This window comes from Devosia sp. LjRoot16, assembly GCF_964252795.1.
In the GTDB taxonomy this organism is placed as follows: Bacteria; Pseudomonadota; Alphaproteobacteria; order Rhizobiales; family Devosiaceae; genus Devosia_A.
In genome coordinates, this window is sequence record NZ_CAXUPH020000006.1 from 209,541 (window position 1) to 223,359 (window position 13,819).

Here is a 13,819-nt window from a genome sequence, read left to right on the forward strand (position 1 = left end):
CCGTCGAGCACCGTTTTTGTTGTCTTGCGCGGCAGAGTTGCAACACGTCCGCACTCTGAGTAAATCTAGCTCGCCAAAACTATTCCGTTCCGATCGTTCTTTTTCGTGACGACATTCGACGTCCGCATGTCTTTCCGGCAACGAAGACATACGGCTGTCGTTGATTTTCCTTGGCTTTTGCGTAAGGTCGACAATTGCCGGGGAAGCAGCAAGCAAGATGGACGCGGAACGGCAATTCAAGCTTGGACTCATCGGCGTCTTTCGGCTTGAGCATCAGGGACGAGAGGTCGCAGTCTCGAGCCGCAAGGCGCGCGCCCTGCTGGCCGTTCTCGCGCTCGCGCCGCACGGCGAACGCTCGAGAGTGTGGCTGCAGGATACCCTGTGGTCGCGCTCGGAGCGGTCGGAGGCGCAGGGCAGCCTGCGCCGCGAGCTCTCCAGCATCCGGCAGGTATTGGGCGATCTGACCGAAGCCCTGCTCGAGGTCGGCCGCGAAGCCATCCGGCTGCGGCTCGAGCGTTGCGAGGTCGATGCGCTCGAAAGACCGATCCCCAGCGGATCGACCTTGCTGGAGGGCCTCGACCTGCCGGGGGCCGAAGGCTTCGAGGATTGGCTGCGGGCCGAGCGGCTGAGCGAGCGGCACAGTGCGGCCGCCCCGGTCCGAACCGCTGGCAGCAGTACGGTAAGCCCCGCCACCCATCTGCTGGTCACCCTGCATCTCGACATCGACCGCACCCCTTCGGGGCCGGTGGCGCTGGTCCCCGATATGGTGGCGCAGGCAATCGCGGCCGGCCTGTCGGAGTCGGGGTTCGTGCGCGCCAGCATTGTCGAGCGCCCGCAGGGCCGGCCTGTCGGCCCTGCCATCGCCCCCGATATCGAGCTGCATATCAGGGCGACAGCGGCGGGCGATGCATCATGGGTCGTCGTCGTGGCGCACCGGTTCAGCGATGGCGCGCTGCTGATGAGCCGGCAGGACGGCATCAGCACCAGCGGCGGCTGGGCCGCCACCAATGGCCGCGTCGGCACGTTCGCCGGTCAGTGTGTCGACCAGTTGCTGCGCGAAGCGCTGCTGCGCCCCCCGCGGCAGGACGAACTGCACATGACGCGCCGGGCGGCGTTCGCAGCGGTCGAGCAGATGTTCAGCCTCAACCCCGCGGACGTCATTCGCAGCAGGGACACCTGGGCCAGCGTCAGGGAGTACCGGGAGAACGGCATCTTCAACGCCTGGCAGGCCTACCAGGCGGTATTTCTCGCCGATCCGGGCCACGGCTACAATTACCGGCTGACGCTCGAGGAATGCCGCGAGAACCTCAACCGGGCGCTGGCGGAGGAGCCCTATAACGGGCTGGTGCTGTCCTTGTGCGCGCATGTCGAGGCGTTCCTGTTCCGCGACTTTTCCACTGCGTGGGATCTGATCGACCGCGCCGGCCTCACCGGCACGCGGCACGTCATGTATTACGATGCCCTGTCGCTGCTGCGGTTCTATTCGGGTCGCTACGACGAGGCGCGCGAAAGCGCCACGACAGCCCTGCTGACCGGCCGCAATCTCTCCTACCGCTATGCTTTCGCCACCACCCTGCTGATGATTGAGGGTTTGGCCGGCAACCACCAGGCGGCAATCGCGCATGGCCGCCGCGCGCTGCAGCTCGAGCCGGCCAACCGCCAGCTCTCCTACCCGCCGATCCTGCGCTATCTCGGCGCGACGCTCGCCCATGCCGGCCAGGTCGATGAGGCCCGCGCGCTGTTCGGGCAGCTGCCGGAAGCCGAACGCCTCGCCGGTACGAGCAACGCCGTCGAAGCGCCGCTCGACGCCTTGCCCAGCGCCGGCAGCGCCCTGTTCGTGAAGTCGGCCTTGCGCCTCGTTGGTGTGTAAGCGACCGCCGGCCCCACCAGGCGACCCGATCGTGACCCGTTCCTAGCAAAGTTTTCCTCCCGCGCACGCCGTTTTCACGGTCGGCGGGCGCCGCTTTCACGATCGTCGGACCTGCCGCGCCCTATTACCGCAAGCATCGCAACCGCAGGCAGGGCGCTTGGCACCATGATCACCTATCGCGGCTCGGCCGCCGACCATCGGCTGGAAACGATCGAGCCGGCCGAACACCCCTCGCGCGAGCTGGAACCGGCGCCGTACCCGAGCCCCTATCGCCAGCCGAGGCGGCACCTTCCCACCCCGGCACTGGCGACGTCGCAACTGCGCAAGGAGGCCGCGCTGAGCTACGAGAACATCTGCCCCGATGGGCATAGCGCCTGCATCATCGTCGATCCGAACCACCTGATCCTGCGCTACGCCAATGTTCAGGGGCGGGCGCTCCTGCACAAGCGGTACCCTGCCCGGCTCAACCGCGGCGTGGTCGAGATCACCTCGGAGCGCGGTGCGCTGCTGGTGCGCGATGCCCTGCGACAGGTGCGCGAAACCGCCAACCCCATGCTTGTCGTTTCGGACGGCGAGCTCGGCGCATTCTCGGTCAGCATCTCGTTATGGGCGCCACCCGAGCAGCTGCGTTCCGGCGCCAGCGTCGCCATCCTCGATTTCCGCGTCGGCGCGTTCGAGCTGTCGCGCCATCAGCTCTGGGCCATCGGCATGGGCTTCAGCCTTACCGAGGCGGAGACGGCGGTGCTGGGACACCTGGTCGAGGGGCTCACGCTCACCCAGATTGCGCTGGCCCGCCGCGTCGAGCTCGAGACGGTGCGCAGCCAGTGCAAGACGGTCCTCGCCAAGATGGGCTGCCACCGCCAGGTGGACCTGGTGCGCCTGATGATCTCGCTATGTGCCGGCGCTACGTTCGTCGAGGGAGCCTGAGATGCTGCAGCGCGCTCCCAACCCATTGCCGACCCCCGGGGGGCGGGCGATGGCCCGCAGCTGGGTTGGCGCCGGGCTCGCCACCATCATCGTCACCAGTATCGCCTCGAACCTGGTGCTGCTGGCCGGGCCGATCTTCATGCTGCAGGTCTACGACCGGATCCTGCCCAGCCGATCGCTGCCGAGCCTGTTGTCGCTCTCCCTGCTGGTTGCCGCGGTTTATGGCTTTTACGCGCTGGTCGAGCTCATCCGCATGCGCATCGCCAGCCGCCTTGGCCGCGCCTTCGAGGATGCGCTGATGCCGCGCATCGTCAATGCCGTGATCGAGGGTAAGCAGGCCCGAGGCTCCGATCCCTTCGCCGATGCCGATGCGGTGCGCGCCTTCGCCTCGGGGCCGGGCCCGACCGTACTGCTCGATCTGCCCTGGCTGCCGCTCTATCTGGGCCTCATCTTCCTGATGCACCCGCTGCTCGGCCAGGTGACGCTGGCCGGCATTCTCGCCACTGTGGGGCTGCTGGTGGTGCACGAGTTCCGCGCCCGTGGGCCCGCGACTGCCGTCGCCGACGCGGCGCTGCGGCGTGGCGCGACGCTGAGCGAGATCCGGCACGGCACCGAGGCCATTCGCGCCATGGGGCTGCAACCGCCATTGACGCAGCGTCTTACCGCGATCGTTGCCGATCTGGGCGCCGCCACCGCGGGCGCCAGCGACCGCGCCGCGCTCTATTCCTCGTTCACCCGCGGCACCCGGCTGATGCTGCAATCGGCAGTGCTCGCCACCGGCGCATTCCTCGTGATCAGCGGCGAGTCGACGGCCGGGATCATCATTGCCGCCTCCATCCTCTCGTCTCGCGCAGTGGCGCCGGTCGAGCAGGCGGTCAGCCATTGGCGCAGCTTTGTTGCCGCCCGCCAGGCCTTGCGGCGGCTGCTTCCGGCGCTGGCGCAAAGTGAACGCCAGGCACGGCAGGTCCTCCTGCCGGCGCCGCAGCAGCGCCTCGAGGTCATCGACCTCGCCGTCGCCACACCGGAGGGGCGGGTCGTCGTCGGCGGCATCAGCTTCGAGCTCGTCGCCGGCGATGCGCTTGGTATCATCGGGCCATCGGGTTCGGGAAAGTCGTCGCTCGGCCGCGCGCTGGTGGGGGTGTGGCCGGCCCGCACCGGCGAGGTTCGCTTCGATGGGCAACCGCTTGCCCACTACGATCCGTCGATCCTTGGCGCGGCGACAGGCTATCTGCCACAGGATGTCGGCCTGCTCTCGGGCAGCATCGCCGACAATATCTCGCGCTTTCAGGCCGGCGCCTCGGCAGCGGTGCAGACGGCGGCCGCCGCGGCGGGAGTTCAGATGCTCGTCGCCGGCCTCGCCGACGGCTACGAAACACCGGTGGGCGAGCGTGGCGGCGCTCTGTCGGCCGGGCAGCGCCAGCGCATCGGCCTCGCCCGCGCCCTCTATGGCCAGCCCTTCCTCATCGTGCTCGACGAGCCGAACGCCAACCTCGACGCGCCCGGCGAGGCGGCGCTCGCCGCCGCCGTCCTCGGCGCCCGGGCCCGCGGGGCGATCGTCATCGTCATCGCCCACCGGGCGAGCGCCCTCACCGCCGCCAACAAGCTGCTGCTGCTGGCCGAGGGCCGGCAGGCGATGTTCGGCTCCAAGGAGGCCGTGCTGGGCCACCTCAATGGCAGCCAGGCCGGAGCCGGCAATGCGGGACGGAGCCACGCCGATGTCAACTGATCGCGCGCCCTCCGGCCAGGCGGCGAAAAGCCTGCAGCTGCACGTCTTTGCGGGCGCTGCCCTGCTCGCCGGCTTTGCCGGCGGACTCGGCTGGTGGAGCGCCTCGACCACCATTTCGGGCGCCGTCGTCGCCTCGGGCACCATTGTGGTCGAGGGCGGCGCCCGGCGGGTCCAGCACCCCGATGGCGGCGTCATCGCCGAGATCCTCGCCGCCGATGGCGACCACGTGCTGGCCGGCGCCGTGCTGTTCCGCCTCGATGCAACCTCGGTCATGGCGAGCCGCAACATCGTCCTCGCGCAGTTGCGCGACACCTTCGCCCGGCTGGCGCGCCTGGCGGCCGAGCTCGAGGGATCGCCGATGCCGGTGCTGGTCGAAACCACGCCCGCGGCGCTGGCCGGAGCCGATCTTGCCGCACTGCTCGAAACCCAGCATGCGTTCATGCAGGCGCGTGCAGCGGTGCAGCAGAGCCGCCATGCCCAGATCGTCGAGCAGATCAACCAGCTCGACGAAAAGATCGGCGGGCTCGCAGCGCAACGCACCGCCAGCCAGGGGCAACTGACCCTCCTCGCCGTCGAGCGCCGCGACCTCGAGGCGCTGCGGGCCGATGGCTTGGTCGAGCAGAGCCGGATCAACGACATCGCGCAGCGCCAGCTGCAGCTCGAGGGGAGCATCGGCCAGGTCGCCGCCGGCATCGCCGAGGCGCGCGCCACCATTGCCGAGCACCGGGCCCTGCTCGCCGCCGAAGCCGATACACGGCGCGCCGAGATCATCGGCGAGCAGCAAACCACCCGTGCCGAGATCGCCCAGCTGCTGCAGCAGCAGGTGGCGCTCGACAGCCAGCTGGCGCGGCTCGAAGTCCGCGCCCCGATCACCGGGATCGTGCACGGCTCGACCATTCACACCGTCGGCGGCGTGGTCGGCGCCGGCGAAACGGCGATGCTGGTGATCCCGCCGGTCAACGGCGCAACCGTCGAGGCCCGCATCAGCCCGCTCGATGTCGAGGCGGTGGGCGCGGCCCAGCACGTGCTGCTGAAATTCCCCGGCATCGAAACCCGCTACAGCCCCGACCTCGAGGCCGAGGTGAAATCGGTAAGCCCCGACCTCACGACTGATCCCTCAGGCGCAATGCAATATTACGTCGCCCGCATCATCGTGCCGGCCGAGCAACTCGACCGCCTGCCCGGCCACATCCCCCTGGTCGCCGGCATGCCCGTCAACGCCTTCATCCGCACCACCGACCGCACGGTGCTCGAGTTCCTCAGTAAACCGCTGACGGATTTGCTGGGCCGGGCGTTTCGGGAGGATTGAGGGAGGCACACTCCGAGGGGGAACCGCTACGCAAATATAACGACCTCCGTTGATGTTCAATATCAAGTGCAGAATGGAGATTCGACATTGATGAGCATTGACATTCATACTCTATATTCACTCACAACCTACTGTACGTCAGCGCGCTCGTATCCATCTTGAGGAGCACCACAGGAACCCCTTCGGAGATCACAATGACGCCGAGCCTGTCTTCACACAAAGCTATCCGCCTCGTTGGGCGCATAGATACTGGCGCCGCTGCTGCACTTCTGACGACAACATTGATCTTGCTGGATATTTCGGCCTACGCCCAAGATCGGTTGGTCGAAGCGATCCCAATTAATGGTGGCAAATGTCACCTCCTGCAAAGTGTGCTGGCGCAGCCTGTCGATGGCTATCGGGACGAGACGATCATTGATGTCGTCTGCCCAGCGCCCGACCGACCCAAGGTTTCTGTCAAATACCTCGCGCTGAACGCAGTTCAGAGTAGCTTGCTGTTAGTCGGTTACGCTGACGAGACACTCAGCCTGCTTATCGGCAAACAGCCGAGGGTCGCAAAGAACGAGGTCTTCAAACGACTCGAAGATCTATATGAAAATTACGCGTCACGCTCGACCGGCGAGGAGTACCTGGGAGCCGATGTCTCGCTGGCTGATGGCCGAACCGAGATCACTTCATTGGGCTATACATCAATTCAGTCGCTTCCGCAGCCTGTTGTGGACAAGATGCGACTGCCGACATTTGAGCGACAACTCGTGTGGCCGGATCAGGCGGCAGCTGATGCCTTTCTTGGCACGAGCGGATGGCCGTCAAATTACTCGTACCACCTGACGCACTCACGGGACGCCACGACCAGGCAAGCGGTGCGCGAGCTCGATCAAAGCTTGCTGCAACGAACAGAGGATCCAGTCGATGTCATATCGAGCTGTCTCTCCTTCGCACGGTACATCAGTGACGAAGAGTTCAGCGGATATTGGCTGCGCATCGATCGTCTCGCGCAGGACCTGATCCTGCAAGGCAGGGGGCTCAACGACGTCATGGGGTTGGATTCAGGCTCTGTTGGGGCGGATGCCAAAGCGCTCCTGGAACAGGACGCGCCAAGTCCATCCTACGACCTAATTGACCACGTCACCTCGGGTTACTTCCCCTCCGACTTCTTGCTCGCGGTGGGTTCCACGGTGTCCGGGGATATGGAGGGCGGGTGTGCCGGATACGTGGGCGGGTTGAATATGTACGCTGTGCCCCGTGAACTGAAGACGATCGTAGCGGTGATCTCCGCAGTCGACGACCCGGTCGTCCTCGATGGGGCCTTCGTGAAACTGGACAGCCAAACCTCGCTGCGCGCTGAAACAAGCTTCGACGCCGGACGCCCGGTTCGCACCGGGCAAATGATCCTGAATGCCAACGAGGGAAGCACCTACGTTGTGCCCCTTGGAATCGAATTCCAGTATCAGAGGGAAGAGCTGAACAGCGTCCAGGGCGGAGGCCCAATTCCCCATGAGGCGGCGTTGGCGCTCTCGCGGAAGTACCGCAGTACGGAGCTGGAATATCGAGTCTGTACTGGCGAAACCTGCAAGACCCTGAGCCCGAAAAAATTGGGAGACATTCCCCTTTCGTCGCCTTTGACCCCGACACCTAGCTACTCCTACGGAGAGGCGGTGGAACTGGTCTACATCAACGTCGATGGGAAGCAAGTTACGACCGCGTCCGCGCCCGATATCAGTCTTTACACGACCTGGACCTTTGAGGAGGGGTCGTGCCCCTTTGTCTATTTCGTCATGCAGGATGGCTCGTCTAAATATCACGGTCGCGTTCTTGTGGGGGCGTCCTCGTCTGACCTGGTTCGGGCGGAGCGCATTGCAATTCCGCCCGGCGCCAGAAAGCTCATCGTAAGAGAGCAAGAGCCCGAGGTGACCTACGTTAGCTCGCTAAAGTACAACACCGCGAATGGCATATCAACTTCACTCGGGGCGGCGCCATTTACGCTGTTACCAAGACAAGGCGTGGAGATCGACATCCCAGTTGAGGCAGTGACCCTTGACCTGACGGGATACTACGTGCCTGTACTAGCAGAAATCAACTGACCGAACTCGTGATAGCTGTATCTTTCACGATCATGTCTGACTTCGTTCGCCGCCTTAAGCGAGACAACTAGTCAGAAACGCACCGGAGGATGCGATGAAGAGACGCGAAGTGTCCCTTGGGCTGATGGCGCTGGGGCTCTCTGGGTTTGTACACCGTTCAGTCGCCCAAGACCTGGCAAGCTTTGCCGACCTGCTCTCGCCAGAAGAAACTGGATACGCGGATTTTTCTCAGATCTGGGAGCCGCAGCCGGGAACGACAATAGTGCAAGTCGCGGCGGCTCCAGACCTGCCGGTTGGTTCGGCTGCAAAGTTCTCAACGGTCATGTCCGGCGCGGCTGACTGCGATGGTCTGTTTGGAAGTGCCGGTTTCATCAACTGGTTTAACGATACCGTTGCCAACAAGGGCGCGTGGAAGGGCAAGCGTATCTCGGGAACGCGGGCTGACTTTGACGCCTTCTGGGACCGGTTCGTCGCCGACGCCGGTGCCCGTGACCAGGTCACGGCCATGAGATTCATGGCCTACATGGCGGTCTTTACGAACGAGGTGGGGGGGCAACTCCAGAGCCGGAGTGAGCTTTTTGGCTCTCCTCCAGATCATCCGGGAATTTCCTACCTGTTCGACGCCATACCTGCCGATGGTGTCAAACGGAAGTTCAACAAGGCCTCCTACAACAAGCATAAGAACCTGCAGAACCTACCTGCAGGGAAGCTGTTCAACGACGACGTCTTCCTCAAAGCTCATGGCGACCTCGCGTTGTCGAGCAACCTGGCGAGAACCTCGAACGATGTCTGGTTGGGAACCGACTATCCGAAGGAGGACTATCCCACCAACGGACGTCCCGACGACTGCGGGATCATTCTGGAAACCGATTTCTTCAAGTTCCGTGGCCGAGGCCTGATCCAGACAACGTGGAGGTCAAACTACCGAGGCCTGGTGCGGTTTGTCCAAGGTTACGAAGGGGATGACGCGCTCGTGCGGTCTTTTCGCACCCGTTGGCGCGGGCTTGATCCCGATGAGGTCTGCACGACCAGCACGAACGCGGATTGGGACACGCTGTTTGGCGACGCCGGGAAAGCCGTCTTAGGGCAAGCAATCAGAGAGCACTCGAAACCTACCCACTACAACAGGCTGGCCGACGACGACTCCATCCTAAATGGCAAGGGGATCGGATCACTCATTCGGATGGGCCGGTCGATAGGTGGTTACGCGGGTTATGGCGAACTTCTCAAGCACCGCGTGGGCGATATTGTGCGAGCTTTGTGATGTTCTCAGCAATCCTACTGCTTGCTCAGCACTCGTTTCCCCCGGAGCATGCGTGCTTCACCTCCCGGCGCGACGGCTATTTCGTCAGTCAAAGGCGCCTCTCAGCTATGAATGACGTTGGGGATCCAGGATGACAAAACACAAGTTGCAAGTAGCGGCGTGTTCACTCTCGTTTCTGATTGCAGCCGCGGCGCCGGCACTAGGGGGCGAAACCGAAGCCTGCATCTACAAGCAGTATGGCCCCGGCGTTGCCATGGTGCTCTTCGAGTATACCGCTAAGGACGGGACCAGCGGATTTACCTTCGGCAGTGGTTTTGTCGTCAGCAAGGAGGGTTACATCATCACCTCACTGCATGTCCTCAGGCCACCCAAGGTGGACGCGGTTGCAGAGGCAGACATCGCTCAAAGAAAATATCGGGTGCGCCTTGGATCATACGAGGCTTCGGCTCTGTCGGCGAGCTTGGAGTACTCTGACGAAACGAACGACCTGGCACTTCTGAAGATCAGGCAGGACGAGCGGTACACGGTATTGCCAATCGGGAGCAGTACAGGCTTCACCGTTGGGGACGAACTCACCGCTGCCGGGTTCCCATCCGGCGACCTGGACGTCCCGGAGACCAGCCAGATCTCGGCATTAAACACCTATATCGGCCCTCTGACACCGGACCCCAACAATCAGCCGGCGCCTAACGGTTGGTGGCAAACCTCGCTGGCGCTCAATCCCGGCGATAGTGGTGGGCCGGTGTTCGGAGCTGACGGAACAGTTGTAGGCGTCTCGGCGGCTATGCGCGATGATCAGGCGCAGCTCATCAGCTTTGTGGTGCCGATACAAAAGGCCACGCCGCTCCTGGCGCAGGCCGGCGTGGTTTTGCAGACCGAAGGTGCGTGCAAGAAGAATGACAAAGACCTTCAGGAGCTGCAGCAGAAATACGACGCCCTCAAGGCGGAAACCGAGCGGAACACTGGTGCAATCGGCACATTGGGGAATACGACTTTCGACCTCGAGCATCTGTTGCGCGACGCTGTTCCCGGCGGTGCGGTCATGGCTTTTGATCTGGAACAGTGTCCTGCTGGCTGGGGGCGGTTCGAGCCCGCGGTGGCGCGTCGAATTGTTGGCGCCGGCGAGGCCGATGGCGTCGACGATAGGGGGGCGAACCTTTCGAGTTACGTGCTCGGACAAACCGGCGGCGCCGAGGCAACGACACTTTCGGTCGACCAACTGCCACCACACAGCTTCTCGATTTCGGTCGTACAGGACACCAGCAACAACTATTTTAACGGAGACTATGCGATGACGAAGGTCGTTGGAACGCCGCCTGCTCCCCCTAACGGGACTTTGATCAAGTCGGACACGATCGGCAACGGAGCGCCAGTCAGCGTGCGCGATCCTTTCGTCGCACTGACCTATTGCGTAAAAGAGTAGATGTCGGGTGGCCTGCGGCCTGCCTAAATATCGGCGGGCCCGGACGGACTCTTCGGTCATGGCAGCAAGCTCCGGTTCCGCAGGCGAATCGAGCACGCGTCGGCATCGAGGCACGCGAGCCAGCAGCCTATGCGACAGGCAGGCGTGGACACCCCTGGTCCCCGTTGACGACTTGCATAACCCGTAGGTCCACGACAACGCTCCCGAGCGCCATAGCCTCGACGCGGCCGAGCCCGTAGAGTTCGCCGATTAGGTCGACCATCCCCATCTAGCGCCTGGACCGTCGCCTCGCTCAGATCCTCATGAAACCCGAAAGTAATCCATCCGGCTGGTGTATTGGCCCTTGGACTCCTGATCTCCAAGGTCCCCTCCAGGCGAACGGTGACCTCGACATTCGACATCGCTTCCCCCGATCGCATGGTGCTAGCGTTTCTGACTAAGCCGCTGACCGACCTGCTGGGTCGGGTGTTCCGAAAGGATTGAGGCCCCAAGACAAGAGGACACAGGGTGCGAACATCTGCTTTGGCCCCAACCCAACGAAAAGTATCAGCTACCTAGTCCGGGATATCGCTCCGTGCGGCGCAGTGCGCCAGCCGGGTCTCACCGCCCCAGGCGTCGAATGCGGCGCGCGCGGCATCAGCTACGGAGCTTTGGGTGAAGGGAGGCGACATTCCGTTACCGCCAAAGAACACCCAAATGACCCTTCGAGTATCGACAACACCGTCGTAGCGATGCGAGTACTCAACGCCGGGATCGATCGCGAGGCCTGCGACCTGCCGCGCGAGTGCCGGGGTGCCTTCTCCCACCCGCGGACCCGTGTCCCCGACAATAAAGGGAACCGCCACGTTCTTCACGGGGTCGATCGCAACGCCAAATGTACCAACAACCACGCCTCTCGCGGTGAGCGAGGCAGAGCTCCGAATGACACCAGCCGGAATTGTCAGCGGTTCGACGTAACGCCGCTGATCTTCCGGTGGGAAGTGGGGATCGATGAGCGCGGTAGGCGATACGAAGAAGCCGTCCGCCTGCAGCACGGGTACCACACCCTCCACGGTGTTGCTCCCGACCCGCACTCTGCCCTGGCCAAGCACGCCAAACCAACGCACCGCGCCAACGGTAGGGTCATTCCACCCCGCAGCGCCGATGGCTGCAACGTCGGTCATAAACCTGCCAGTGCACGTCTCATTGCTCTCAGATCCCTGGTAGCGGCTACCGTCGGGGAGGAACACCTCGCCTGCATTGCAGAGGTGGATAAGGGCACCACCGGCTCTGTTCTTAAGATGGTAGGCTCGGGCAGAGCCATCGATATTGATGTTCATCTTGGCCCTAAGCACCACGCTTCCGTCTTCGAGGACATTCGCCGCTTGTGAGCCAATGCTGATGCTGCCGACGGAGTCGCATTCGCCAGCGTAACTTGCACCAAAAATGCCAAAGGCCGCCAAAGCCGCCAATATTGCCCGAAGCTGTGTCGAGAACATTCCTGTCTCCTTTTCGTTGCAAACGGTTACTGGTTGCGGTCGGGGTCAGGTTGCGGCAGCGGGCAGCAGCGAATTAGTGCATAGTACCTCTACGCCGAACGCTGACACGCTCACCGTTGATTTCACGGTGGGTTCGTTATGCTCAGTTCGCCGCACTTGTTGGCAGCATCCGTAACAATGGCCGAGATCATCGCGAAATCCCGCATTATCGTTACCTTCTCGATCCCGTTCGGGCCAAAGAATGGTCGGAACACTACGGCCTGCGATTCTGCTGCAGTCACTGCATTCGGATCGACCACAAAGCCGAGGAATGCTGCGACTGCTCCATCGCCAACGGTATCCAGCGCAGCGAGCTTCACCGTTGCTGCGTAACACCCAAAGCGTCGAATTTTCGAGGACGCCAGCGAGTCGACAAGCGCGTCACGGCTCAGAGACCTGTCGCCGCCGCCAGCGAGTTCATCGCTCGTTCTGTCGCTGACCAGAACGCTGTCGGCGAAGAGTGTCGCGAGCACGGCTCGCTGGTGCGCGGCCACCGTTCCGGTACGTCCAGCAGCCGACAGGCTGCTAACGAGGTCAAACAAGCTTCTCTTAACCTTATCGAACGGCGGCTGCGCCCCTGGCGCGGCTTCGTCGACAGGATGCACTGTGTCGACTTCCGGTAGCGTGTACCTTTGCGTCAGGACGTCCACATTGCCCCAGAATCTCTCCGGAAGCTTCGAAAGCAGCTCGATCGCCTGCTCACGTGTCAGGCACTGAAGTATCTCGGATTTGGTGAACTTCGCCCTCAGCGCCAGCTGCAGCTTGGCATAGCCAAGATCGAGCGGCGCATGCATCCCAAGATCATACAATTCCCTGTTGATCGTTAGGCATGTGTCAGAAAACGACGCCTTGTTCAGAGTGAATTTTGCACTTCCGATCTGATCATCAAGGTATTTGGTAAACGCGTACTTTCCATCCTGAACCAAGGACGCAACCGGCCTGACGGTGACTGTCTCGGTGCTGAACGGCGCAGAAATTTCGTATGTCCCGGCCACAAGAGTGGCCGAACCCGCTCGGATTTTGGTTCCTTCATTCAGTGTACTGAGCAAGTCCTGATAGGGCTTTTTCAGGCTCTCGATGCCCGCAGTGAACGTGGTCACCGCGGCGGCCTCGGGAGTGGCACCGAAGAGCGCGAGAAGGGGTGAGGCGAGCTTCAAAGCGCCGGTAATGACCCCAACGACCGGTGATGGTTCAGTAGTCGCAGAGAACGCCGAGGCAATGACCAGGTGGATGTTTGGGCCACCCGCCACAACGACCGTCCGCTTGCAGTCGCTGTCTCGCCACCCAGTATCCTTCGCACTTGTGTACGGATGGACAACGACAAGCGCGTCGGTCGGCAATTGCGTGAGTGAGGGCGTGTCAGCAACATCCTTGAGAGTGATGATCAGCAGGTGAGATGCGGTGTAGTAAGTCCTGCTGAACACCCCGGTGGATTCAAAAACAGTCGGATCCGCGGGTACTTTCGCGCCCTTTGGCGAGCAACTGACATCAATCGCGTATAGCTGCCCATTCTGCATCTCGCCGTTGTTCTCGAGGAGTCTGACGGTTGTCCCATGCCGCAGAGACTGCGCCTCGACCGGCGCGACAACCAACAACCACGCCGATGCAACTATTGAGAGTACTCTGAGAACAACTCGCGCAACTATGCTGAACATCTACCTCTCCTGATCCGTCTGTGAACTGTGGGTGCCGATTGCGC

General features: G+C 62.7%; 9 protein-coding genes. 7 read left to right on the forward strand and 2 right to left on the reverse strand.

Annotation, left to right across the window (positions count from 1 at the left end; all coding sequences use genetic code 11):
- Positions 1-217: 217 nt before the first annotated feature.
- The 7 genes from ACSQ23_RS25125 (at position 218) to ACSQ23_RS25155 (ending at position 10,603) form a co-directional block, all read left to right on the forward strand.
- Complete coding sequence (locus tag ACSQ23_RS25125) at positions 218-1,870, forward strand: tetratricopeptide repeat protein (RefSeq protein ID WP_055883606.1); 1,653 nt, start codon at positions 218-220, stop codon at positions 1,868-1,870.
- Between the two features lie 165 nt (positions 1,871-2,035).
- A complete protein-coding gene (locus ACSQ23_RS25130) occupies positions 2,036-2,797 on the forward strand; it encodes a helix-turn-helix transcriptional regulator (RefSeq protein WP_055883610.1) in 762 nt (253 codons plus the stop codon).
- 49 nt (positions 2,798-2,846) lie between these two features.
- The gene (locus ACSQ23_RS25135; RefSeq protein WP_436092271.1) at positions 2,847-4,523 is read left to right on the forward strand and encodes a type I secretion system permease/ATPase; all 1,677 of its coding nucleotides are present in this window, start codon (positions 2,847-2,849) and stop codon (positions 4,521-4,523) included.
- On the forward strand, positions 4,513-5,832 hold the full coding sequence (locus ACSQ23_RS25140; protein ID WP_436092272.1) for an HlyD family type I secretion periplasmic adaptor subunit: 1,320 nt from the start codon (positions 4,513-4,515) through the stop codon (positions 5,830-5,832). Before ACSQ23_RS25135 ends, ACSQ23_RS25140 begins: the two co-directional genes overlap by 11 nt.
- 194 nt (positions 5,833-6,026) lie before the next feature.
- Positions 6,027-7,916: a hypothetical protein gene (locus ACSQ23_RS25145; protein WP_056001554.1), complete on the forward strand. Its 1,890-nt coding sequence runs from the start codon at positions 6,027-6,029 to the stop codon at positions 7,914-7,916.
- Positions 7,917-8,010: 94 nt separating this feature from the next.
- The gene (locus ACSQ23_RS25150; protein WP_056001557.1) at positions 8,011-9,180 is read left to right on the forward strand and encodes a hypothetical protein; all 1,170 of its coding nucleotides are present in this window, start codon (positions 8,011-8,013) and stop codon (positions 9,178-9,180) included.
- Positions 9,181-9,310: 130 nt separating this feature from the next.
- Positions 9,311-10,603: a trypsin-like peptidase domain-containing protein gene (locus ACSQ23_RS25155; protein ID WP_056001561.1), complete on the forward strand. Its 1,293-nt coding sequence runs from the start codon at positions 9,311-9,313 to the stop codon at positions 10,601-10,603.
- A 554-nt stretch (positions 10,604-11,157) separates the two neighbouring features.
- Here ACSQ23_RS25155 and ACSQ23_RS25160 read toward each other — a convergent pair.
- Positions 11,158-12,081, reverse strand: a complete 924-nt coding sequence (locus tag ACSQ23_RS25160) for a hypothetical protein (RefSeq protein WP_056001564.1) — start codon at positions 12,079-12,081, stop codon at positions 11,158-11,160.
- 122 nt (positions 12,082-12,203) lie between these two features.
- The gene (locus ACSQ23_RS25165; RefSeq protein ID WP_436092273.1) at positions 12,204-13,775 is read right to left on the reverse strand and encodes a hypothetical protein; all 1,572 of its coding nucleotides are present in this window, start codon (positions 13,773-13,775) and stop codon (positions 12,204-12,206) included.
- Positions 13,776-13,819: the final 44 nt, after the last annotated feature.

Bases quoted from the DNA above. Each gene is read 5' to 3' on its own strand.
- ACSQ23_RS25165 (WP_436092273.1), bottom strand. From the start codon at position 13,775: ATGTTCAGCATAGTTGCGCGAGTTGTTCTCAGAGTACTCTCAATAGTT.
- ACSQ23_RS25150 (WP_056001557.1), top strand. From the start codon at position 8,011: ATGAAGAGACGCGAAGTGTCCCTTGGGCTGATGGCGCTGGGGCTCTCT.
- ACSQ23_RS25125 (WP_055883606.1), top strand. From the start codon at position 218: ATGGACGCGGAACGGCAATTCAAGCTTGGACTCATCGGCGTCTTTCGG.
- ACSQ23_RS25155 (WP_056001561.1), top strand. From the start codon at position 9,311: ATGACAAAACACAAGTTGCAAGTAGCGGCGTGTTCACTCTCGTTTCTG.
- ACSQ23_RS25145 (WP_056001554.1), top strand. From the start codon at position 6,027: ATGACGCCGAGCCTGTCTTCACACAAAGCTATCCGCCTCGTTGGGCGC.
- ACSQ23_RS25135 (WP_436092271.1), top strand. From the start codon at position 2,847: ATGGCCCGCAGCTGGGTTGGCGCCGGGCTCGCCACCATCATCGTCACC.
- ACSQ23_RS25130 (WP_055883610.1), top strand. From the start codon at position 2,036: ATGATCACCTATCGCGGCTCGGCCGCCGACCATCGGCTGGAAACGATC.
- ACSQ23_RS25160 (WP_056001564.1), bottom strand. From the start codon at position 12,081: ATGTTCTCGACACAGCTTCGGGCAATATTGGCGGCTTTGGCGGCCTTT.
- ACSQ23_RS25140 (WP_436092272.1), top strand. From the start codon at position 4,513: ATGTCAACTGATCGCGCGCCCTCCGGCCAGGCGGCGAAAAGCCTGCAG.